A 22,151-nucleotide genomic window follows, 5' to 3' on the forward strand; every position below is an offset into this window, starting at 1 on the left:
ACGGGAAGACGCAGGCCACCACCGCCAAACAGCTCGTATGGCTTGCCCTGCGGCTTCGCATTCCGCGGCGCCGTGTCGGTCCGCACCCCGTCCGTCAGCGCCCCGTCCGTCAGCGCCCCGTCCGTCAGCGCCCGATGGGCAGCCCCTTTGTAGGCTGACGCGACAAAACTTGCCCCCACGCCCACAGGAAAAACAGGCGGGCCACACGGAACCAAGCCGGATCTCGCGCGCACTTGCCGCCGCGAAACCGCAGCAAGATCAGCCGCTATTGGACGCTATCGGAGCGCGAAATGGTGCCCAGGGGCGAGACCCTAGATGCACCACATTCAAAGGAGTTAGCGCAAAGGTGGGACGGCAAAACCACCACTGAAGCGCAAAGCTTTTCCGACGGGGGCTTCCCACCCCCGGAGAAGCAAGATGATTGAGAGGACCACAAACGAAAGACCCGAGAAGCGTGGCAGCGCTCCTCGGGTCCAATTCGACAGCAGCTCTTCTGAAGCCGTCGTAATTGAATATCACGACGACCAACTGCCAACAAGCCGAATCACCTTGCTCGACAAGTGGCGGCTGCTTCAGGCCTGTCTGGTGGATGGCACGCTGTGCTCCACGGCGAAGAACGTGTTCAGTTTGCTGCTGGATCACCTGAACAGCCGGACCGGCCAATGCAATCCCTCGGTCGCTCGCATTGCCTCCCTGCTCTCACTCAGCCGACACGCAATCATGCGGTCGATCGCGGAGTTGGAGAACCGCGGTTGGGTCAAAGCCGATCGTAAGCAAGGCAAGCGTACTGACTATGAGCTTCGCTTTGATCGGTTGGAGGTCCGGCATCTGGTGTCGGAAGGGCCGGAAGCCGGTTGCGAAAACGCGACCGCCCCTGAATTGGCCGCCCTTGGCACTGGTCGCGAGAATGCGACCGGAGGCAGTTGCAGGAATGCGACCCGAATCCAGGAAGAGAAACCGGTAAGAGGGGAGCATCCCCCTACCCCCTGCCGAATGCCGGAGGAGCAGCGCCACCATCAGCTTCACGAACCTCTCCGATCCGCCACTCCAGGGGCCGCGGTCGAGAGCGACTTCCAGGAGTGGTTCGGGCAGTACCCCAAACGCGAGGGTGAGGATGGTGCTCGGCGCGAATACCGGGCCGCACGTCAGCGTGGCGCCACAGCTGCTGACCTTCTGACCGGCGCCATGCGGTATGGATCTGCCTGTCGAGGCCGGGAGCCGCGCTTCATCGCCAGGGCATCTTATTGGCTTCGTGATGGTCGATGGAAGGATGCTCCACCGCCAGCTCTCGTCTCCGATCAGCCTGAGACCTCGAGATTCGGTTCCTCTCGGAGGTCTGTTGTCCCTGACCACCTAGTGGTTCAGGCGATCTGCTCCAATGTCCTGGAGCGGCATCGCAATGATTTGGCCTCCCGCGGAGGGCAGCATGTGCCCATGGGAGCGTTCTGATGTCCGAGATCATCAACTCGGCTCCCCATCACTCCATCACGCCGGTGGCGGCCCTAAAGGCCCACCTCGCGCCCTGGCGCTGGTTCCGGAAGTTCGCCGGCATCTGCTCCGATGTGAGCGTCATGGGCTTCTTCCACACAGCGGAGCATTGGGCAGCTGGAGAGCTTGCGCGAAAAAGCCGAGAGCAGGCCTGGATGGTGCACCGGCGAGTTCCGCCCGCGCCGGTGATAGAGGAGGCCAGGCAGTCATTGCGCGCCGGCTTGGCCGAACATGCATCCCCTGAGCACATCGTGGGCCTGGTCGCTGTCCTTACGAGCGGTCGCGCCAACTTCGACCCTATACGACGGGCGGCCTTCGTGGACACGATGGCGGCGCTGCTGATCGAAGAAAGCGAGATGGCTCCGTTCAGCACGGCTGCCTTAGCCGCAGCGGTGTACAAAACCCTGACCGAGAACAAATTCGTCCCTGAAGTCCCGGAGCTGCTCGGGGCGATCCGCAGCGCCGGCGTCGCTATGGCGGGCTGCGCTGACAGGCTCGACCGCCTTCAGACCGCAGCGGCGATGGCACGGCAGTGCCTGTGCTCCCTGGGCGACCTGAGCGCCGAGGAGCACCGGAGCCTTACGCATCAGGCCGGATTGACCGCCTCGAACCTCTCACCATCGCGCTTCGCCTCCGCCGCTTCGGCGTCTTCCCTCGTCCCTACCGTTGCTGAGGTCGCAACCCATGGCTGACACGTCATTTTCCAGCATCTTCACCCCGGTCCAGAACGATTATGCGCTGATATCCCTGCGCCGGATCCTCGGCTGCACGGTGGACACCATCTGGAAGGGGGCAATCTGCTCGGACGCGAACATGATCGCGACCGCGGCGGCCTTCTTCAACATCGCCGTCGCCATCGTCGGGGCGGCGCTCATCACCTACACGCTCTATGTCGGCGCCGCCGACACCGCCCGCGAAGGCGAGGCGATGGGAGGCAACAGCGTCAAATACACCGTGGCCCGCGTGGGTCTCGGGGCGGTGATGATCCTGCCGGTGAGCTCCGGGTTCACCCTGGCGCAGCTGCTGGTGATCCAAATCCTGGTGTGGGGTTCCGGCGCAGCCGACAACCTCTGGGCCAAGATCTCCCCCATGATCGCCTCCGGCGGCGACAGCCAGGTCGCGACGGTCCCGGAGGATGACTACAAGCTGCGCGGCATGATCGCCAGCGCGATCCGGGCCCGGGCGGTGGGCTATGTCTGCGCCTACAGGCTCAACGAGATCTCCGAGACGTTCGGACACGGAAGCGCATCGGGAGGCTCGCCGATCGTCGCCAGGACCCTGCCCGTGACGGGGTGGTTCGGCCAGAAGACGAACTCGGTCACGCAAGCCTTCGTCGATTCCGGCAGCTGGTACAACGGCTCCAACTCGCTCTGCGGTTCCGTGAAGTACCAGCTGCCGAAGGAGTCCTCCCTCGGCGTGACGGCGCAAGGCATCACCGGCGCAACGGACCTCGCCACCTGGGCGAGGATGAACGAGATCGCTATCAGCGCCGCGGCCAGCGGGCTGAATGCGGCCTGGAACCAGATCGGCAGCACGGCGAAGACCATCGCGAACCAGGTCTATCTCCAGGCACGCAACGACCAGGAGATCAAGACGCTGATCGGGACCGGCGTTGCCTCCGCGCAGTCGGCGCTGCGCAGCGCGGTCAACAACACCCTCTCTGGCAACGACGCCAGCATCAAACAGCTGGCCCAGTCCTATCTCGACGAGACCACCTCCGCAGGCTGGGTCTTCGCCATTTCGTGGCAGCGGGCCAACATCAACATCGCCCAATATTTCCAGAGCGTCGTCAATGCCACGAACATCGAGGGCGTGGCGCCCGATAGCCTTAGCTCCATCCTGCAGCCCATGTCGCAGGGCGGCTGGTTCGGCGCCGCGCCCCAATTGACCGGCAGCACCTGGCGCGTCCTCGCGGATAGCTATGAACGTGATGTCGGCTACATGCGCTCGTTCGACCCCTATTTCGCGGACTTCAGCAAGGCGAGCCCGACCGAGGTGGCCGGGCAGGTGGGCGTTCCCGATACCAACGCCGCCGGCGTCTCCTCGGCTTTCCGGTGGGTGCTTTCCAAGCTCAAGGTTGAGGGGGACAACGGTACCTCGCAGTGGAGCGATCCGCTCCTCATCCTGACGCAGATCGGCGTTGGCTTGGTAGATGCGGGCCTCTGGGCTCTTGGCGGCGCGGCCGTGTCGGACGTGGCTTCGGGTTTCATCCCCTATGTGGGTGGCCTGGTAAAGACGGCCGCCGCGGGCGCGTGGTTCGTGGGTGGCATTCTGGTTGTCGGGGGCTTCTGGATCGGCGGCGTCCTGCCGCTCATGCCGTTGATCTACTTCTTCGGCGCCGTCATCAGCTGGCTGGTGATCGGCCTCGAGGCGCTGATCGCGGTGCCCATCTGGGTCCTGACGCATTTCTTCCCGGCCCGGGAGCCGTCGCTGATCGGCGCGAGCCGGCAGGGCTATCTGCTGCTCTTCGGCCTCCTGGCCCGGCCAATCCTCATCATCATGGGGCTGATCGTCTCGCTGCTGCTCATGTCCGCGGCGTTCGCCGTTCTCAACAGCATGTTCTTCAGCGTGTTCGCATTGATGATCCCGCTCGATTCCGGTCCGGTCACGTCGGCCATCACGTCGGTGGCCGCCATCGCCATCTACGGGTCGGCCGCCACCATCGTGGTATGGAACAGCTGCGCGCTCATCTCCGAGCTTGGCGACGCGGCGCTGCGCTGGGTCGAGGTGGGTGTGCAGAGCCTCTGGGGCTCGAAGATGGGCACCGACCTGGTTGGGCAGCTCAATCCGGCCGCCGGCATCACGAACATGGGCCGAAGCCTCGGCGCCGGCGCGCTTCAGGGCGGAAAGCGCGCATCGCGGGGTCTCGCGGGCATCGGCGGGCGTCTGAAAAGCAAAAAGCCAGACTCGGACTGAATAAATTACGTATCAAATCGCAGTGCATCAGCTTTTATCTCGACTCTTAGGTTGTATTTGTTAGTATAAATGCACGGATATCGACATGACACATCATATGAATGACCTGTTACGCCAGCAGGATACGGAAGTGCTTGCTCGCGATGGCGATCCGGCCATCTATCGTCGGCTCTGTGGGGACTTTTTGTCCGCCTATGACCTGATGCGCAGCGAGGGGGCGACCGCATCTCCAGCGAAGATGACTGCGATGCTGGACCGCTTCACCCTTACGCGACGGGCCCAGCTCTTGCCGCCGGCGCCATTTTGCCAGCTGGCCTGGGCCGCCTTTCGGAAAGACCTCACGCCGGAGGCGCTGACCCTGCTGGCGAGGCATGTGCGCGCCGACATGGAGCGCCTCTATCGGGACGAGGAGCGCACGGTGGAAAACCTCCGCGACCTCGTCACGCGGTCCATCCTGCTCATGGCCCACATCCGGGCGGAAAAGGGCTTCCTCGGCTTCCGCTTCGATACCGATTGGCGTCTTGCGCGGCGCCGGCGGGCGTTTGCCTCCGCACGGATTGAGGCGATCTGGGAGGCGGAGCACCCCACGCCGCAGGTGGTGCGGGAGGCGCACACGCCCATCGTTCATCAGCACGTCCACGTCGCGCCGACGCCCAGCGGGCGGTTCTGATCGAAAGTTTCTCTGGGCAAAAGAGAAGGAGTGGAAACGATGTCGGAACGTTGCTCGCCTATCGGCGATGAGGACGCAGCGCTGGAGGACCTGAAGGCCATCGAAGGGTTCTTCGAAGGCTGGGAGCCGAAGCTCTATGGCCATCAGGGGATTGAAAAAGAGATCGAGCAGGACGGTCGGATTTTCTGCTGCGCCGTCGCGGCCCACACGACGATTCCCGGGCGCTGGACGTGGCAGCTTCTGGAGAACGCTGGCGGCCGCTGGAGAGAATGCCTTTTGGCGGAGGGGTCCGCAGGCAGCGAGGAAAGCGCAGTGCAGCACTGCCTCCTGGCGCTCGTAGTGATGCTCTCGGATGACTGCCCCAATCCGCTCACAGTCGGGCGTGCTAAGTGTGATCTCTATGCCGATTGAAAAGCCGGCGCTCCGCCGCATTGGCGAGGCTGCGACTGCCCTCTGGGTAGCCGGCACCCTGCTCCCCATCATGCTGCTCGGCTTCACGGACGATGGGCTGCTCGCGTCCGCGGCCGTGGCGATGGCCTTGCCATCGGCAGCTTTCTGCCTGTTCCTCCTAGGAGATGCGCTCGCGCGTGCTTTCGGACCACCGGTCGGCGCGGTGGTCGGCCTAGCCATCGTCTCCAGCCGGCAGATGGCGGCACTCACATTGGCCGCGGGACGGATCCTGTTCATCACCATCATCGGGAGGCGTTGATGCTGTCCTACCTCCGGGAAGAACCGATCGATCTGCCGTTTTCCGTCTTGGTCTACCGGACCCGCGGGATCCGGATCCGCAACGCACGCTGGCGACTGAAGCTCACGCAGCAGCAGCTCGGCCAGATCATCGGCGTCTCACGGCAGACGGTCTGCGTCGTCGAGACGACCGGACACATGCGCATGCAGACTCGCCGACGCCTCGAGAAGTTCCTGCGGCTCGACCTCACGCTGTTGCCGGAGCCTCCTGTCGAGGTGGAAGTCAGCGAGGAAGGGGGTCCAGGGGCTACCCCGGCACGCCTTTTTCCAAGCGCAGCGCCGGAAAAAGTATAGCGTGTTATCCTTTTCTTCAAAAAGGATAACCGCCTTGTTCTGAGGGAGGTTGTCGCGTGGTCGCTGGCAGTTCCGTCAAAGGTGTCTCCGGGGCCGTCAGGGTTCATCGCCGGGGGGGTGTAGCATTGGCGGCGGCCGAGTCACACGCGCTCCGCAAGGACCACAACGGACAGTCTCGTGGAGACGCGCGCGTGCCCCCGATGACGACCACGGGCCTGATGATCACCAAGCTCTATGAGAAGCACGTCGCGGGCTGCCTTGTTCAAAAAGGTCACACGAAGGCTTTGCACGTGGTTGTCCAGTTCCCCACCGAGCTGATTGACGGGAGGGATGCCACGTACATGCTCCAGCATGCGCGGGCCTTCGCGGAGGCTGTGTTCGGGACGGAGGCGATTTTCCACGATCGCGTCGACCGGGACGAAAAGAGCATGCACGTGGTCGATCTGATGGTCGCCCCCCGCTACCTCAAGGTAACGAAGCGAAAATCTCAGCTGGCCATCAGCACCAGCCGGCACCTCAAGCAACTCGCGATCAGCCGAAACCGGTCCGAGAATCTGCGCGGCCAAGGCCGCGCCTTGCAGGACGCCTGGTTCGCGTACATGCGGGACGTCATGATGCTCGAAGGCGTCAAGCGCGGCGAGAAAAAGAAGCGGCCGGGCGACGACTGGAAGACCCCCGAGGAACTCGCGGCCGAAGCGGACCGCAAAGCGGCCGAGCAGGAGCTTAAGGCCGCGCGCCTCAAGCATGAGGAGGTGCAGCGGATCCTCGATGCGCCGCCGACGGCAATCCCGACGATTGTGCCGCCCAGCTTTTCGGAGCGGCTGGCGCCCGACCGCCGGCTAGCCGAACAAAATTCCCGGCTAGCCGAAGCGGCCGAACAGGCCGCCGTCCGCATTGCGGCCGGCGACCACGAACGCCGCCGGCTCGCCGCCGAACTGGAGCAGGCGCGGGCACTCTCGACCGCGGCGGAGAAGATTTCGCGCGAGCGCGATCTTGCACGGATGAAGGCCGACAGGATGGCGGACGATCTCAAGGCCGAAAAGGCCGCCTCTGCCCGGCTGAAGTCGGAGCGCGCGGACGCGCTCCGCAAGGCGGAGGCGCTCGCCGCCGAAGTCCGTGAAATCCTTGAGACCCCCGCCCTCGACCTGGTGGAGGAGGTGGCGCCGGAGCTCGGCCTTTCTTCGGCGAGCCCGTTCCATCTTGCCGAAGACGGCCGGCGGTTCGTGCTGGATGCGGAGAGCTGGGAGGAGCCAGCTGACGACGCTCAGGGGCTCGGTGCGATTTCCCTGGTGATGCAGGTCCTGCGCGTGCGGTTCGAGCTGGCGATCCGCTGGCTCACGGAGCGCTTCGGCCTTGCCCGCGTCCAGGCGGAGATTGCCTCCGTCGTGGAGCTGGACGCTCTTGCGCCGGCTGGCGACGCCCCGCGCCGGCCTGGATTGTGAAAGGCGGGCCATGCCGCTCACCTTCGCCATCGGCGACCTGCACGGCCGGTTCGACCTCCTCGAGGCCGCGCTCGCCGCCATCGAGGCCCGCGCTCCAGGCGGCACGATCGTCTTCCTGGGGGACTATGTGGATCGCGGACCGCAGAGTCGGGAAGTCATCGAGTGCCTCATGGCCGGGCCATCGGCCGGCTGGCAGTGGATCTGCCTGATGGGCAACCACGAGGCCATGCTGGTGGAGCTGATGAAGTTCCCCGAGAACCGGATGTCCCGTTTCCTCGCCAACGGCGGCCGCGCCACGCTCGCCTCCTACGGCGCGGCGGCGTGGGACCCCGATGCGCCGCTCCCGATTCCCGCAGCCCATATCGCGTGGCTCTCCGCCCTCCCGCTCATGCACGTGGACCTGCACCGCGTCTACGTGCATGCCGCCGTCGACCGCTGGCGTCCCCTCCACCGGCAGCGCGAGCAGACGCTGCTCTGGGACCTCTACCCCGACGACGACGAAGGCGGGCATGGCGACTTCCATGTGGTCCACGGCCATCAGCAGGTCCCGGTGGGGCCGGTGCTGAAGAAGTACAGGACCAACCTCGACACGTTCGCCTGGCAGAGCGGACGGCTGGTGGTGGGGGTGTTCAACGACCAGCGGCCGGGCTGGCCGGTGGAGTTCATTGAAGTGGGCCAGGATCCGCGATCGAGATTCTGTTGCGTCCTTGGCGCCTTGATTGTGGTAAGGATATTCCTTACATAAATTCCCATTTCCATGGAGGCGCCGGCATGATCGTCAGCAAGCTCACGTCCAAGGCCCAGACGACAATTCCTCAGGCGGTGCGCACGGCCCTGCACCTGAAAGAAGGTGACGAGATCGCCTACAGCATCGAGGACGGCCGCGTGGTGCTCACCAAGGCCGCTACGAAGGCAGGCGATGACCCCTTCGCCACCTTCGGCGAGTGGGACAGCGACGCGGATCGCAAGGCCTATGTCGATCTTTGAGAAGGGCGCAGTGGTCCGCGTCCCCTTCCCTTATACGGACCGTTCCACCCGGCAGCATCGCCCCGCGCTGGTCGTATCTCCTGGCGGTGTAGGCGAGGCGGCCGAACTTCTATGGGTCGTGATGATCACCAGCGCCGAGAACCGGCCCTGGCCGGGCGATGTGCCGCTCGGCCCCGGCTACCGCGAGAGTGGTCTTCCGGCTCCCTCCGTCATCCGCCCGTGCAAGATCACCACGATCGAGGCACGGCTGGCGGAGCCTATCGGGGCTGTGTCGCCGGCCGTGCTGCAGAAGGTGGATGCGGAGGTTCGTGTGCTGCTGGGGTTTGGATGAGCCGAGGACACAGGACTGAAGGGGCTCTGGGGTCGCCGGGACATCCCACGGAGCCGGCACCTCTCCCCGTAAAGGCTGGTGTTGACCCATTGCGGCCTTCCCGGCACGGCATTGCGAACGTCCGCTTCGCGCCCAAATCTCGGCCGTTCAGCGCCGAATTAAGTGATGTCAGAAGCCGCCATCCGTTCAGGTTCGGCTGGCGGGTCGTGCGCTTGGTCAAACTGAGCTTCAACCATCTGGCCGTTTTCCTGCCCAGTACGTGCCGCCGCCTATAGCCGTCGAACCTCTTCTCTGAGTATCAACGGGCTATTGCTTCGATCGTAGGCGTCGTATCAAGGTCTACATGTCCGGCATAGGCGAATGTGATGACCGTACCGCATTGGTGGCGCGGATGACCTGGGGAACCGCTGTGTCGAGCGAAGCCATTGAGCTACTGAACGAGGCCTTCCAAGAAGGACGGCCCGTAGTGCTGTTCGCAGGGCAGGGCTTCGACCTCCAGGGCACAGCGACCGACCCAGTGCTGTCGTCCCTGTCCAGGCGACTTGGCGTCGATGAGGGCCTCGCCAGTTGGTCCGCCGCACTCAGAATAGGCCTGTCGGCGGCGGACACAGATTGGCTTGCGGAACGATTCAGTCGATCGGTGCCCACGGAGGGGGCGCTCGCCGCCTACGAGCTACCCTGGGCGGCTGCATTCACGTTATCTATCGACCCGAATTTCCCGCGGCGATTGGAGACGCGCGGCAGACAGCCCGAGGCGGTTCTAGCAGCTGGCACCTTCGCACGCGTCCCGCGCAGCCGCTCCAGGCCGCCAGTTCACTTCATCCTCGGTAAGGCCGGCGAAACAGCTTCCGACGCTGCGCCCCCGATCGATGTGGCGAGCCTAAAGCGCCGCATGGCACGTCACGGGGTAGAGCTGCTCAACCGCATAGCCGAAACAGCGACCGCTCGTGGTGTGATCGTGATAGCGGGCTTCAACCCGGCGGGCGACTGGATCGACATCGACGACCTTCTCGCCCCGCTCTCCGACAGGGCCGGTAGCAAGATAGTCTGGTTCGGGGCGCTCGACACCACGGATTCCGCGTTCGCTGCCGACATGGTCAAGGCCGGCTCCCTGCTCATTGAGCCCTATAGCCTGGCGAACGCGATTGCGGGACCGGGAGCGAACTGGACGCGCTTTTCGGCCTCCGCGACACCGGACGAGCCAAGTATGGTGACGCTCGCGTCGGGCATCCTGGACATTACGCCGGCGGTGAGGCTGCGGGTCGAGGCCTCGGCGGCGGTGGTTGACGACGGCTGGACGAGCGGCGCCGATCCGATCCAGCCGCGTGCCGTCGAGAGCGCATTCCGGCGCTTCCACGGCGATCTCGCCGGATTCCGCGGCCGGGTCGAGGGTATCGCGCACGGTTTCGCCTTCCGCAGGGAATTCGAGCACCACCTCATCAAGGTCATCGAAGCGGCCCTTCGACGCCGGGGCGAGTCGGACGGGGTAGTTATCGTTCATGGCCAGTCCGGCACCGGCAAGAGCATCGCGCTAGCGCGACTTGCTCGGGAGTTGCGCCTGCGCCTGCGGCTGCCGGTCGTCGTCTCGACTACGCGCGTTCCCGCCCATGCGGATCTCGACGCGTTCTGCGCGGAGGCGGAGCGGGCAGACGCCGTCGCAACAGTCCTTCTCTGCGACACCAACGAACCCGTACAACGGTACCTGGAACTCGCTTCCGCCATGAGGAGCAGAGGCCGCCGATTGCTGATCGTCGGCACGAGCTATCGGGTGGAGCGGCATCTGCAAACCACTGCCGGGCAGCATGTCGAGGCGCCAGCTGCGATGTCTGACGGGGAGATATCGGACCTCCGCGCGTTGCTCGCGAGGTTTGCGCCTGACCTGCCGGAGCCGCGCCAGCACAGCGCAGAAGAAGGAAACACGCTCGCGATGCTCTACCGCTTGATCGCGCAGGGCCGGGAGCACATAAGGTCTCGAGTGAACGCCGAGGCTCGGTTTGCCGAGCGGGGCATCCGTCAGAGGGCGCTGCGTGCACCCAGGCCGCCTGCTCGCTCCCAGCTCGCTGAAAGCCTGATCGCGGCCGGGATCGTCCCGAGCACGTCTAGCCTGTTCGTGGAGGACGAGTCGGCCGCCGCCCTCGGACTGGATGCGGCCGGGCGCCTCATCGACTATGTCATGGCACCCGGACGCCTAAACTGCCCTGTTCCGCTGAACCTGCTCATGCGCATGCTGACGCGCCACTCAGGCGCGCTGGAGCTGGAGCAGATCCTCCATGTCTTCGCCGACCTGGACATCTTTCGCTGGCACAGCTCGAACAATGAGGGGACCGAGCTCCTGATCTCCCCCCGGCTTCAACTCGAGGCGGAACTGATTTGCCGTAGCCGTCTCGGCGACGTGCGCACCGAAATCCAGCGATTGGTCGAGCTGATCGGAAGCATCGAGGCTTCGGGCGTTGATCGCGAGACCGAACGATCCTTCCTCATGGACCTCCTTCAGAAGCTGGACCGGCATGGACCCAGGAATGACGCCTATCGCGAGGGCTATCTCGACTTCGCCAAGGCGCTGACCAAGCTTAGGACCGAACGGGGCGTCGTCGAAGGTCCACTGATAGTCCGCGAGTGCACCTTCCGGCGCCAGGCGATCTGGGCGCAGGATGGAAGGTATCAGACGAATTCCATGGACGAGGGCCACCGCCTCAAGATCTTGGACGAGGCCAGATCAATCGTGGAGGAGGCGTTCCGGCTGATTGGTTCGGGTGCCCTCCAGGCCAGCAAGCGTACACGCCAGAACCTCGCCTCTGAGCGCGCGTCGATCTACGGATACCTCGCCGTTCAGCGGTCCCGGCTCAACGACGTTGAGGGCGCTTGGGCGGACTACCTCGCAGCAAAGACTGCCAGCACTCGGGCCATTGCGTTATCGGGGGACTACCACCCAGTGGATATCGCGCTCTGGACGTCGTCAGACCTCTTGGAGGAGCTCGATATGCTCCCGGAGCGGCGGGCCGAGGTGATTGCGGATATCTATGCTGGCCTCGACCTCGTCGATGTGGAGACGCTCGGCGGCGACCAGCGGGCGCGCTATTTTGAGCGCAAGACCAAGGCTGGTGACCTAGTGGGGAACGCCGAGCTGTCCTTCGAAGCCATCGCGGGCCTAGAGGGGGTCGCACCGGCTGCTGCGTCCTTCCTGATAGCCCGCAGGATAGCGGAGCCGCTCGAGAGCGCGGACAAGCCTTACACCGCCGGCGAGCGCGCCCTCGCGCGGGAAGCTGCCGACTTCATTTCGGGGCGGCGAGACCAAGAGACGGCCGACGACCCGCGCTGCGCGCGCCTACTGCTGCGCCTCCGATGGGCTGAGGCGACTGGTCAGCGGCTGCTATCAAGCCAGCGCGGTCTCACTCCTGGAGAGCCGGGGCAGGTGGCCAACCTGCTAACGATCATCACTGGCATAAACGAACGCGCCGGGTTGGATCAGCGGAATTCGGAAAGGTACCTGGAGGCGGTGCTCGCCTGGATGTCCCGAGACTTTCACCGATCCTCCGAGATTTGGCGCTCGCTGTCACGCGACAGCGAATTCGAGGATCGGGCCAGAGTCGTGCGCCGCCTCATAGCTTCTGGGGCAGACGGTGTGCCGCTCCGCTTCCGGGGACGAGTCGAGGGCGTGAAGGGAGACGCGGACTGGAAGGTCCGCATCGAGGGATTCAATACAACGGTCAACCTCCTCGTCCGCGAATTCGCCGATCAGGACCTGGCCCATGGCCGCGAGCTCCGGGACTTCGGCGTCGCCTTCAACTACGTCGGGCCAATCGCGGACCCGCTCACGCGTTCGGGCATACGGCGATGACCCCCGCCGAGCTTGCGAACCGCTATCTCCAGCTCCGGCAGCGGACCGACATGCACCTGCGGGGCGCCTGCCGTGACGTGTCGGTCCCGCTGCCCGCCGATTTCGGCGACGAACTCGCCTTCTACCGCTTGGTGAACTGGGCCTACGTCGTACTCACCGAGGCAGGCAAGCTCCCCATCGCCTTCCTCATCTCCCTTCCGCCGCTCAGCACGAACTCGAAGCTGCGCACCGAGGTTGGAAGCATGCGGACGTTCGTGGCGCACAACCTGGATGTTATGAGTCCAAGCGACTACAAGACTCGTAGCTTCGCTCACCAGTGGTTTAGGACTGCCTGCGGCGTGGGCACCCCGATGGCCGCCTCTGACTTCGCCAAATGCTGCGATTACCTTGCGACTAGGCTCGATCGCGTTCTGAAGGGGGCGATTGAGGCCTGCGACTCGCTCGACGATCCCGATGAAGGTCCGTCGCTGGTGACGGACCTTCGGAATCGGATCGAGCTCCAATGGGACGCGCATCGCTTCGATCCCATCGTCGCCGAAGCGGCGGAGGCGATCGGTAATCCTGGCCTTGATCTGCTTGCGATCAGGCGCCGGCACCTCGAGTCGTGGCGCAAAACCCTCGCGAACGCGGACGAGGGGCAGCGCGAGACCGCATTGCGGCTCAAAATTGAAGCCACCCTGATTGCCGAGTTCGCCGATACGCTACCTTCCCCGGTCTCGGAAATCTCCGCACGCCTTGCCATCGCTGGCCCGCCGGTGATCGTCGCTGCGCTTATTCTCCTGCGTGACGTCCGGCGCTTCGCGCCGTTCACGGTCCCCGAGATCCTAGCCGAGGTCAGCAAAGAAGTCCGAAGCGACTAGGTCAGTTGGGTGTGGAATGCCTTGGTCCGGAATGATCGTGCTCGCCACGAGCGGCGAGTAGCCGTACTTCTCCTCTTTCGAGATGTCGCCGTCCACCACGAGGAGCCGCGTCAGTTCTCCTGCATCGGCCTCTGCGCCTGCGTAGGCGTTCTCGACGTCTGGCCGCTCACTTCGGGGCGCGGACATGAAAGACGAGTTGGAAACCTCAACGAGCGCCGGTTCAGAACGATCCAGCTGCGTGCTGCCCTTCCGTGTCCGCTTTCAAATGGCCCGCGCCGTATGCAGACAGGCAGCTTTCGGCCCCGGAGCCGCCTGTCAGCAAAGCGCCCCCATCTCGGCCATCGATCTGTTAACCTCCGCGGCCCAAAAGCGGACATTGCCAGTCGAGGCACGTCGGCACCTTTGCGCCATGAGCGGACTCGGGCTCATCGCCAAGAAGCGGACCTCTGCACCGATGCGTTGCGGAGCATCTGGACGGGTGGATCGAGCCTAGCCGTGGCTCCAGATTCTATTCCGTCACCGCCAACCTCCAGCGTTCGATCCCAAACCCCGGGCGGCCATTCCAGACATTTTCTGTCCCTACCGATTACGATATCAACGCAGGCTCCAGTGACAGCATCAGAAACTGGCACATAGTCTGGGGGAAAATGGTGGACAAAGCCACATTGGTCGAAGCGATCATTTCCGACTTGATCGCCGCGCAAACCCGGACATTGGAGGATCTGACGAAGAATGACCCGTTCGGCTTGCCAAGGCTGCTGCCGGCGGGAAACGGGGAGACGATTCAGATAGACAAGGCCATCGACGACAACATCACGAAGCTCGCGAGCATTCTCAAGGCCGAGAAGCCGGAGCTCGTAAAGAATGTCCGCGAAGAGGAATGGCGTAGTTGGTTGCGCTCCGCGATCGGACTATTGCTAATGAATGTCAAGACTTCGGATCCCGTGAGCACGTCCGCGGCTAGCGTCCTGGCGGGGCTGAATGTCGAGATCACCTCGTTGATCGCTGGCCTCGGTCAGTCGGAGTTCGCTTTCGGCACCACGTTCCTGGACGTACGCGATCTCCCCACTTTCAACATCGGCCCCGTCACGTTCGAGACTAGGGAAAAGTGGCTCGATCGAAAGCTCACGGACGGCGGCATCAGCGAGACGATGCATCGCCGCATAGCGCGCGCCTGGGGCGGAGCCAAGTTGCGCCCGCGCAGGAAAAACGTCGACAACATTCGGGAGCGCGACATCCTGGATATCCTCGGGAATACCTGTTTCGTCTGCTCCGTCAAGCTCGACGGTCTGTCGGGGGAGGCCAGCCGCGAGTTCGCTCTGTCGGCGGCGCGTCTCGGGTTGACCTGCGTGGCGATGCTCTGGGAGCAGTCGGCGAAGGCACTGAGTGGCATGAACCTGCGAATCGACCAGGGTATGCGAAAAGAACGGATGCTCAGGTTCGTTCCCAGCAAGATCATTCTACAGGGGTCGCGCATGATCGGAAGGCCAAGCGGTCCTTCGATCAGCGCGTCTGATTTGAATAAGACGCTCGCCAGGGAAGCGAACTTCTTTTCCGCGGCGGGAGAGGTGCTGGCCTACTTCGTCAGCTCGGACGGTGGCGTCGCTCGTCCCGAGTTGATGAACGCGCTTATGCAGTCGCTGCTGTGGTTTCATGAAGGATGCAGAGAACGCAACGACCTATTGGCGGTAGTCGACTTCGCAGCGTCACTCGACGCGCTCGGCGGGGGCAAGAAGGCGCGGGCCATCCTGGAGGTAATCGAGGCCCGCCTCGGTGCAAAGGGGGCTGATTCAATCTACCCAGGCGGGCCAACCCTGAAGGTGGTCGTCGACACAATCTACAGCGACGGCCGCAGTCGCGCGATTCACGGAACCAGCGACAAGATTGGTCACGACTGGACCAGAATGAGAAGTCATGCCGAGGCGCTCGCGAGGCACAGCCTCTTTGCATCGCTTAGTTGGGCGGGTGCGACGCCGCAGGCGCGCGACCCAGAATTGCTCAAGAAATAGCCTTATCCGAACGTATTTACGCACAGACGGACAATAATAGCTAAATAATTTTTAGATCATGACCATTTTATTTGCGAGAAAATTATTGCATACTGAAATCAGTTCGATTTTACGCCGGTCTATCAAATTAGAAATTCCATCCTCGCAAGTGCGGAGCAATTGAGCATTTGAAGCCACATTTCGGAGGCGGTGAGGGCGCCCTTCCTCCATCCAGCCAAAAGGCAGTTTCCACCTCGGTACAAGTATACTATTTCAAACAAGTGCCAAAGAATTAAAAGTTGGCTTATTCCCAAATAAAACACGTTATACTTCGTACGTTATCTAAGAGCCCGTCCCGAAAGGGTTGAGCTGCTGGCGCGCTCGTGATTCCAGAGAGTTGTTCAGGCCATCTTGGAGCGAGCGATGTGGACCCCAGCCACTCGCCGGCAGCATAGTCGCGCGGGACTTCGATACGAAACGGATTTGACGGATGCTGGAGAGCGACGTGTGTGCCAGCAGGGTGAGGCCTTCCCGGGTCCGGTCATCCACCGCGGTGAGCATGCGGAAGCGGCGACCCCAGGTGAGCTGGTCCGATACGAAGTCGAGCGACCAGCGTTCGTTTGGCCGCATCGGGATGGTCACGGGCGCCGCCTCCCGATGGTTCACTTGCGGCCACACCGCGACGTCCCCATGTGTGCCAAGCTACGCCTGACAACGAGGAAGTGAGGGGGGGGCAGATTATGATTTGGCGACGCTGGTTCGGTCGAGGCGCCTCCCAAAACGCCGATCCGAAGGCCGCAAGTGCTGCGCCATCTATCAGCGCGAACGAAGGTCATCCTGTTACCATGTCACTGAGCGCCGACCACCCGATCGACAGGCCGAACCAAGACGCGTTCGGTTTCGATCCTTTCGCCCGTGCTATTGCTAAGAGCATCGCAGCACTAGTTTCGCCTGAGGGATTGGTAATTGGGGTACATGGCCCTTGGGGATCGGGCAAGAGTAGTGCCGTCAATCTCATCAAATACCACCTCGCGTCGGCAGACCTGAAGGGAGCGGGAGATCTTACCCTCCTCGAATTCAATCCGTGGTGGTTTAGTGGCGCAGATACCTTGGCTTTGGCCTTCTTCAGCGAACTCGGCTCGGCGATCAGCAAGTCGCTACCGGACAAGGCAAAGGAAGCGTTCCAGGCCCTTGGTCGCAAGCTGGGAAGCGCTAGCCCTCTGATCGAGGCAGCGATGAACTTTGCCACCGCCGGGGTGGCCGGTGGATTGTCGGGAGGAGCAACGAAATTCGTCAGTGACCTGCTCGGCGGAGGCCGTACTGTGCAGGAGGAGCATGCTGAGCTTGCCAAGGCGTTGCGAGAATCCAATAAGCGCTACCTCGTCATTATCGACGACCTTGACCGCTTGAGCGCCGACGACGCGCTTCTGATCTTCAAGCTGGTGAAGTCGGTCGGCCGGCTGCCCAACGTCATCTACCTGATGGTCTTTGACCGCGAGCTGACCGAGGCAGCTGTCGCGGAGCGCTTCCCGTCCGAGGGCGCCCACTTCCTGGAGAAGATCATCCAGGCGACATTCGAACTGCCGCCGCCGGAGGCGGACGACCTTCGCAATCTGCTGCTTGGCAATGTCAGCCGCATCATGGGCGATGTCGAAGAAGACCGGCTGACACGGTTCATGAACATCTTCTTTGACGTCGTCGCACCGAATATCGCGCGGCCGCGGGATGTGGTGCGCTTGACCAACGCGCTAGAGGTGACTTGGCCGGCCGTGGCGGGTGACGTGGACCAAGCGGACTTCCTGGCCGTCGAGACGTTCCGGCTGTTTTGGCCGCAGGTCCATCGTGCAATCTATAACAACAAGGCGTTGGTTTGCGGTCACCAGCTCGGCTTCGAACCGCATGCGCTGGCTAAGGACGAGTGCGACCGACGCCTGCTAGCTAGCGTTCCGGAGGCCAAACAGCCGGACCTCCGCAAAGCTCTCATGCGTCTTTTCCCTGCGCTGGAAAACGCTTGGAGCAACCGCTTTTACGGCGCCGATTTCGGGCAAGAGTGGCGCCTCCAGCGCCGCATCTGCGTGCAAGCCCACTTCGACCCCTATTTCCGTTTCGCCTTGTCAGACCAAGTCGCGCCGGCCACCGAAATCGAAGCTTTCATCGCCCATTCGGGCGACGGAAAATTCGTTCGGGAAGCCTTACGTCAAGCGCTGGCCACTCCGCGGCGCCGCAGGGGCACCCGAGCGGCAATTCTCCTGGACGAGCTGACGTTCCGTGCGTCACAGGTGCCCGAAGCGAATATCAGTCCGCTGGTAACCGCGATCTTCAGCATCGCCGACGAATTGGATGTCGAAGCCGATCAGGCCGGGGCCTTAGCTATCGGCGACAACCAAATCCGCATCCATTGGCTGCTCAACAGGTTGGTCGGGGAGCGCCTAGCGGTCGCGGAGCGCGATGCGGTCTTGGAAGAGGCGGCGAAGCATGCGTCCCTCCGCTGGCTTGTCAATTTTGCTCTTCGCTGCGTTGGGCAGCATGAGCCTAAGGAACGGGAACGTCAGCGCGATGAGCCTCTGACCAGTGCCGAGGCGGCGGAGCGGCTCCGGGCCTTGGCCCTCGCGCGGGTCGAAGTGGCTGCTGCCGAGGGCACTTTCGTTCAGCTTCCCGACTTTGTGTCGAAGCTGTTTCGTTGGCGGGACCTCATCGGAGACGGGGGCGTCGAGCGCGTGCGCGGGTGGCTGGCCGAGCAGCTTGTCGATGATGCCGTCGTGGTCGCTTTAGCGCGCTCGTTTGTGGCGACCGGATGGACCCATGCCGCCGGGGACGTCGTGGCCCGGCGCATCACGCACCTCAACCGCGGCACCGTCGAGGCGTTGGTCGATCCCAGCGCTTTTAGGGCCAGGATCGCTGAACTCCTAGCGAACGCGAATCTCGATGTGGACAGCCGTGGCGCCTTGGAGGCATTTGAGGGGGCGTGGACGCAATCAGATCGAGGCGATTTCGGCGATTGATCGTAGCACCTTGCAGGCGCCGCGAGCCGCGGCGCTACCATGCTCTATGGGTTGCCCCCCAAAAGCAGAGCTGACGAGCGCCCGCAACGGGTCAGTTTCCGCCACAGACATTTATCGGCGACATGTCCGCTTCTCGATTGAAGTAACCCAATAGCGGACAGTCCGCTCCCGGCCCCAAATCGGCCATTCGTCGTCGCCGCGGCGAACTTCCGGTTCTGGCGCAATGTGCGCTCTCCGATCGCTTGCATAATTCTTAATTTCCGCGACACCCGCGCCCCTCCCGATCCGCCTCAGCTTCAGCGTTGCAAAACTCGGTTGCAGAACGGATCATCTCTGCGACAAGTTTTGCGACAGGCCTTCTCATGCGCATCGGATACGCCCGCGTTTCCACCGACGACCAGGACCTCACCCGGCAACGCACGGCCCTACAGGCGGCCGAGTGCGAGCGGATCTTCGAGGAGAAAGTCAGCGGCGCGATCCGCGCGCGGCCCCAGCTCGAGGCGATGCTGGGCCATCTGAGGGCTAGGGTCCGGACTCAATTGAGCCAATAGGCGCATGTTGCGGCGATGAGGACTGCGGAGAGGTAGTTTCGGGCGAGCTTGTCGTATCTTGTGGCGATACGCCGGAAATCCTTGAGCCTGCACCACATGCGCTCGACGCGGTTGCGCTGCTTGTAGGCGTTGGTGTGGTAGGGGATCGGAGCCTTGCGGGAGGCGGTTGAGGGGATGACGGCCTCGGTGCCGCGCTCGGCGAGGCGTCTGCGCAGGTGGTCGACGTCATAGCCCTTGTCTGCAATCAGACGGCGGAAGGGGCCTGCCGCCTGGATCAGGGCCTCGGCCATGCTGATGTCGTTGATGTTGCCGGGACTGAGCAGCAGTACGCGCGGCCTGCCCCGTTCATCAACCAAACCGTGCACCTTGGTTGTGCGTCCGCCGCGCGAGCGGCCTATGGCTTGAGCGAAGGCCCCCCTTTTGCGCCCGCCGCCGAGCGGTGCGCCTTGACATGGGTGGCATCGATGGCCGCCCCATCGAAGATGCCGCTATGGCCGGTCAGGGCCTCGAACATCTTCAGCCACAAGCCCTGACGGCTCCAGCGGTTGAAGCGATTGTAGACCGTCGTGTACGGCCCGAATTCCGGCGGGCAATCCCGCCAGCGTGCTCCGCTCTTCAGCATATGGACGATGCCGGAGATCACCCGGCGGTCGTCCACGCGATGGGCGCCCTTGCGCCCTCGCGGCAGAAGCGGCTCGATCCGAGCCCACTCCTCATCGCTCAGCCACTGAACCCGTTTCGCCATCCCAAGGCTCCTTCCTGGAGCCTTGAATCAGCAATTCAATGTCCGCGCCACTGTTTATTGAGTACGGACCCTAGCGACGTGGTCACGGTTACGCGCCTCGACCGCCTAGCGCGGTCCACCCGCGATCTTCTCGACATCTCGGAGCGCCTGTCGGCCGCCGGCGCTGGTCTGCGGTCGCTTGCGGAGCCATGGGCTGACACCACCACACCGGCGGGCCGGATGGCCTTAACAATCTCTGCGGGCATTGCAGAGTTCGAACGATCCTTGATTGCCGAGCGGACCGGGGAAGGTCGCACGGCGGCAAGAGCGCGGGGCGTGCGGTTCGGTCGGCCGCCGGCCCTCGGTGGGGATCAGGTACGTCTTGTGAAGCGCCTCAGGGCCGAGGGGATGTCGGCCCGGGAAATTGCCGCCTCGTTGGGCGTCCATCGGTCCACGATCCATCGGCTGGAACAGGAGAAGTCGTGATCCATCGCATGCGCGTCACCGTCGCATCCCTTCTTCTCCTCCCTGTGCTTGCGGCGCCCTCTCTCGCCCAGCAACCCCCACTTGCCCGGGCACCGATGGAGCCGGGCAAGTGGGTGGTCTCCCAATCGAATGAAGAGCCCAAGACGGACGCTGAGCGCAAATCCATGTGCTCGAACCCGGTGGCATGGGTCGAGATCTCCGACAAGAGCTGGATCGAGGGCGATTCAGGTGGCCGCCGCGTCTGTGCCATGCCGAAGTGGACCGCGAAGGGAACGACCTATCGGGCTCCGCCCCTCAAGTGCAAGCCGGCCGCCGAGGCCGATGGTGACGGGAATGGATCGGTGAGCGTTCTCGTCAAGGGCCCGAATGCCGTCGAGATCAACAACGCCCTCTTCGTCCGCTGCAACTGAATGGGGCGGTAACCGCAGCCGGGCCCGTTCTTCGCCGCGGGCGCGTGAGCCCACGTGCCATGGTGCTCGCCCCGGGCAAAGGGGTGGCTCCTCGCCATGCTCGCCGGCACAGCCGGCTGCGCGTGGCTGCGGTGCCGGCCCGCGGCCGCCCTTGCCCGGTGCTGCGCTCCCTGGCGGGCCGGAAGGCGTCGGGACGCGGGGCGTCCCCCTTGATTTGTTCGCCGCCGCGGGCGCCGAACCCGGGGCAGCTGTTCTCGGGTTAAAAATGGGGTTCAGCCTGCCTGAACCCCTGCCACGTGGCGAACGCGGGGAAAGAGTGGGGAGCAAGCGGAATCGGTGCGGGTGGTGCGGGCGCACAAGCGCAGCGCGGAGCCTCGGCCGTGCCGATTGCGCTTGCTGGGGAGGGATGGGGCGGCGCCCCGTCCTCCCCCTTGCGGCCGGAGGGCACTCAATCCGGCCGCGTTGGCTGGGACACGTGGGCGCGCCGCCGTCGGGCATAGTTGTTCCAGAAATGGTGGCGCTGGGCGTAGGGGTTCGATAGCCGCGGTGCGCAAACGCGCGCGATCCTGTCTAGCAGCTCCGGCTGCCGCCGCGCCGCGTCTCGTAGCTCCAGCCAGTCCCGCATACGCCCGCGCTCGATCACGTTGTCGATGGCGGCGAGGGTGTAGCGCTGGTGGTTCAGGTGGCGGTGGAGCATGACGATTACGATCTTGCGCCAGCAGCTACAGGGCGGGCAGTTCTTTCAGCGGGTTGACGAACGGCACACCCAAGGGGGCGAAGTGCCGCTCGTTGGCGGTCAGAACGGTGAAGCCACGGACCGCCGCGGTTGCAGCGATGGCGATATCCTCGAATCCGGGATCGTGGGCGCGCGCACGATCAATCATCGTACCGGCCTCCCGCGCCTCCTCGGTGGCAAAGGGCAGGATGCGACCGGCGTAGAAATGCTCCACGACGTCCATCCAGCGGCGGAGCCGTTCGGCCTTGTCGGTCGCCCCGATGCGATGGGCCCGGGCGATCCCGGCCTCCACCTCCGCGACGGTCACTGCCGAGATATAGAGCTGTTCGCCGTGTGCGCGAACCCACTCGCCGAAGGCTTCGGTACCGACCTGGCGCTTGGCCGGAGCATCGGCCGACACGATGTTGGTGTCCAGCAGGAACACGATCAGCTTTCGCTTTCGCTGGCGGCGCGCGCGGGCTTCCGGCGGGGTTGAATGAGTTCGGCGGCATCGGCCGGGAACGACAGCAGCAAGTCTGCAAAGCTCGGTGCTTTCGACAGGCGCTCCCACTCGTCGAACGCCACCAGCACGGCGTCCTTCCGTCCGTGGCGAGTGATGATGGTTGGCTCGCCGGCGACGGCGCGCTCCACCACCGCCGACAGGGTCGCCTTCGCATCCTTCAGCTGGAGTTCCTTCATGGC

The 22,151-nt window shown here is 63.9% G+C and carries 22 protein-coding genes and 1 pseudogene; 18 read left to right on the forward strand and 5 right to left on the reverse strand.

Translation table 11 applies throughout. The features are described 5' to 3' along the window. The first annotated feature begins 417 nt into the window (after positions 1 to 417). The 14 genes from ABLE88_RS02465 to ABLE88_RS02530 all read left to right on the forward strand — a co-directional run bounded on the left by ABLE88_RS02465 (position 418) and on the right by ABLE88_RS02530 (position 15,582). Positions 418 to 1,449: a helix-turn-helix domain-containing protein gene (locus tag ABLE88_RS02465; RefSeq protein WP_348829830.1), complete on the forward strand. Its 1,032-nt coding sequence runs from the start codon at positions 418 to 420 to the stop codon at positions 1,447 to 1,449. Further along, positions 1,449 to 2,180 carry a hypothetical protein gene (locus ABLE88_RS02470; protein ID WP_348829831.1) on the forward strand — a complete coding sequence of 244 codons (732 nt, stop codon included), beginning with the start codon at positions 1,449 to 1,451 and terminating at the stop codon, positions 2,178 to 2,180. The genes ABLE88_RS02465 and ABLE88_RS02470 overlap by 1 nt, the downstream gene beginning before the upstream one ends. Beyond that, entirely contained in the window at positions 2,173 to 4,404 is a 2,232-nt protein-coding gene (locus ABLE88_RS02475) for a DotA/TraY family protein (RefSeq protein WP_348829832.1), read from the forward strand. Before ABLE88_RS02470 ends, ABLE88_RS02475 begins: the two co-directional genes overlap by 8 nt. An 85-nt stretch (positions 4,405 to 4,489) precedes the next feature. Continuing rightward, positions 4,490 to 5,074 (forward strand): hypothetical protein, encoded by a 585-nt coding sequence (locus tag ABLE88_RS02480; RefSeq protein WP_348829834.1) that lies wholly within the window; start codon positions 4,490 to 4,492, stop codon positions 5,072 to 5,074. Between the two features lie 30 nt (positions 5,075 to 5,104). After that, on the forward strand, positions 5,105 to 5,485 hold the full coding sequence (locus ABLE88_RS02485; protein ID WP_348829836.1) for a hypothetical protein: 381 nt from the start codon (positions 5,105 to 5,107) through the stop codon (positions 5,483 to 5,485). Next, positions 5,475 to 5,783 (forward strand): hypothetical protein, encoded by a 309-nt coding sequence (locus ABLE88_RS02490; protein WP_348829838.1) that lies wholly within the window; start codon positions 5,475 to 5,477, stop codon positions 5,781 to 5,783. Before ABLE88_RS02485 ends, ABLE88_RS02490 begins: the two co-directional genes overlap by 11 nt. Then, positions 5,783 to 6,115, forward strand: coding sequence for a helix-turn-helix transcriptional regulator (locus ABLE88_RS02495; RefSeq protein WP_348829839.1), 333 nt, complete (start codon positions 5,783 to 5,785; stop codon positions 6,113 to 6,115). Before ABLE88_RS02490 ends, ABLE88_RS02495 begins: the two co-directional genes overlap by 1 nt. Before the next feature lie 218 nt (positions 6,116 to 6,333). Next, positions 6,334 to 7,557 (forward strand): plasmid recombination protein, encoded by a 1,224-nt coding sequence (locus tag ABLE88_RS02500; protein ID WP_348829841.1) that lies wholly within the window; start codon positions 6,334 to 6,336, stop codon positions 7,555 to 7,557. Between the two features lie 10 nt (positions 7,558 to 7,567). Beyond that, positions 7,568 to 8,302 carry a metallophosphoesterase gene (locus ABLE88_RS02505; protein ID WP_348829842.1) on the forward strand — a complete coding sequence of 245 codons (735 nt, stop codon included), beginning with the start codon at positions 7,568 to 7,570 and terminating at the stop codon, positions 8,300 to 8,302. A 26-nt stretch (positions 8,303 to 8,328) separates the two neighbouring features. Next, positions 8,329 to 8,544, forward strand: a complete 216-nt coding sequence (locus ABLE88_RS02510) for an AbrB/MazE/SpoVT family DNA-binding domain-containing protein (protein ID WP_348829844.1) — start codon at positions 8,329 to 8,331, stop codon at positions 8,542 to 8,544. Continuing rightward, a complete protein-coding gene (locus ABLE88_RS02515) occupies positions 8,531 to 8,875 on the forward strand; it encodes a type II toxin-antitoxin system PemK/MazF family toxin (RefSeq protein ID WP_348829846.1) in 345 nt (114 codons plus the stop codon). Before ABLE88_RS02510 ends, ABLE88_RS02515 begins: the two co-directional genes overlap by 14 nt. A 343-nt stretch (positions 8,876 to 9,218) precedes the next feature. Continuing rightward, complete coding sequence (locus tag ABLE88_RS02520) at positions 9,219 to 12,713, forward strand: hypothetical protein (protein ID WP_348829848.1); 3,495 nt, start codon at positions 9,219 to 9,221, stop codon at positions 12,711 to 12,713. Further along, positions 12,710 to 13,573 carry a hypothetical protein gene (locus ABLE88_RS02525; RefSeq protein WP_348829849.1) on the forward strand — a complete coding sequence of 288 codons (864 nt, stop codon included), beginning with the start codon at positions 12,710 to 12,712 and terminating at the stop codon, positions 13,571 to 13,573. Before ABLE88_RS02520 ends, ABLE88_RS02525 begins: the two co-directional genes overlap by 4 nt. A 647-nt stretch (positions 13,574 to 14,220) precedes the next feature. Then, positions 14,221 to 15,582 (forward strand): hypothetical protein, encoded by a 1,362-nt coding sequence (locus ABLE88_RS02530; RefSeq protein ID WP_348829850.1) that lies wholly within the window; start codon positions 14,221 to 14,223, stop codon positions 15,580 to 15,582. 456 nt (positions 15,583 to 16,038) lie between these two features. On the opposite strand, the pseudogene ABLE88_RS02535 reads toward ABLE88_RS02530, so the two are convergent. Further along, positions 16,039 to 16,209 (reverse strand): annotated as a pseudogene (locus tag ABLE88_RS02535) (IS3 family transposase); the annotation flags it as partial. A gap of 197 nt (positions 16,210 to 16,406) precedes the next feature. Here ABLE88_RS02535 and ABLE88_RS02540 point away from each other — a divergent pair. Beyond that, a complete protein-coding gene (locus tag ABLE88_RS02540; RefSeq protein ID WP_348831066.1) occupies positions 16,407 to 18,563 on the forward strand; it encodes a KAP family P-loop NTPase fold protein in 2,157 nt (718 codons plus the stop codon). A 362-nt stretch (positions 18,564 to 18,925) separates the two neighbouring features. After that, positions 18,926 to 19,114, forward strand: coding sequence for a recombinase family protein (locus tag ABLE88_RS02545; protein WP_510182840.1), 189 nt, complete (start codon positions 18,926 to 18,928; stop codon positions 19,112 to 19,114). Here the strand turns inward: ABLE88_RS02545 and ABLE88_RS02550 are convergent. After that, positions 19,099 to 19,859, reverse strand: a protein-coding gene (locus tag ABLE88_RS02550; protein WP_348829851.1) for an IS5 family transposase whose coding sequence is annotated in 2 segments (ribosomal slippage) — positions 19,099 to 19,526 and positions 19,526 to 19,859 — 762 coding nt in all. Because the reading frame shifts where the segments join, the coding sequence is not laid out codon by codon here. The genes ABLE88_RS02545 and ABLE88_RS02550 overlap by 16 nt on opposite strands. Here ABLE88_RS02550 and ABLE88_RS02555 point away from each other — a divergent pair. Then, the gene (locus ABLE88_RS02555; RefSeq protein WP_348829852.1) at positions 19,776 to 20,324 is read left to right on the forward strand and encodes a recombinase family protein; all 549 of its coding nucleotides are present in this window, start codon (positions 19,776 to 19,778) and stop codon (positions 20,322 to 20,324) included. The genes ABLE88_RS02550 and ABLE88_RS02555 overlap by 84 nt on opposite strands. Continuing rightward, a complete protein-coding gene (locus ABLE88_RS02560) occupies positions 20,321 to 20,734 on the forward strand; it encodes a hypothetical protein (RefSeq protein WP_348829853.1) in 414 nt (137 codons plus the stop codon). Before ABLE88_RS02555 ends, ABLE88_RS02560 begins: the two co-directional genes overlap by 4 nt. Positions 20,735 to 21,182: 448 nt before the next feature. Here ABLE88_RS02560 and ABLE88_RS02565 read toward each other — a convergent pair whose 3' ends face one another. The 3 genes from ABLE88_RS02565 to ABLE88_RS02575 are packed head-to-tail and all read right to left on the reverse strand — an operon-like array spanning position 21,183 to position 22,148. After that, positions 21,183 to 21,431 carry a hypothetical protein gene (locus tag ABLE88_RS02565; RefSeq protein ID WP_348829854.1) on the reverse strand — a complete coding sequence of 83 codons (249 nt, stop codon included), beginning with the start codon at positions 21,429 to 21,431 and terminating at the stop codon, positions 21,183 to 21,185. Between the two features lie 25 nt (positions 21,432 to 21,456). After that, complete coding sequence (locus ABLE88_RS02570; RefSeq protein WP_348829856.1) at positions 21,457 to 21,894, reverse strand: type II toxin-antitoxin system VapC family toxin; 438 nt, start codon at positions 21,892 to 21,894, stop codon at positions 21,457 to 21,459. 2 nt (positions 21,895 to 21,896) lie between these two features. Beyond that, positions 21,897 to 22,148, reverse strand: coding sequence for a type II toxin-antitoxin system Phd/YefM family antitoxin (locus ABLE88_RS02575; RefSeq protein WP_348829857.1), 252 nt, complete (start codon positions 22,146 to 22,148; stop codon positions 21,897 to 21,899). Positions 22,149 to 22,151: the final 3 nt, after the last annotated feature.

It is taken from the genome of Xanthobacter luteus (assembly GCF_040049235.1).
Taxonomy (GTDB): Bacteria; Pseudomonadota; Alphaproteobacteria; order Rhizobiales; family Xanthobacteraceae; genus Xanthobacter.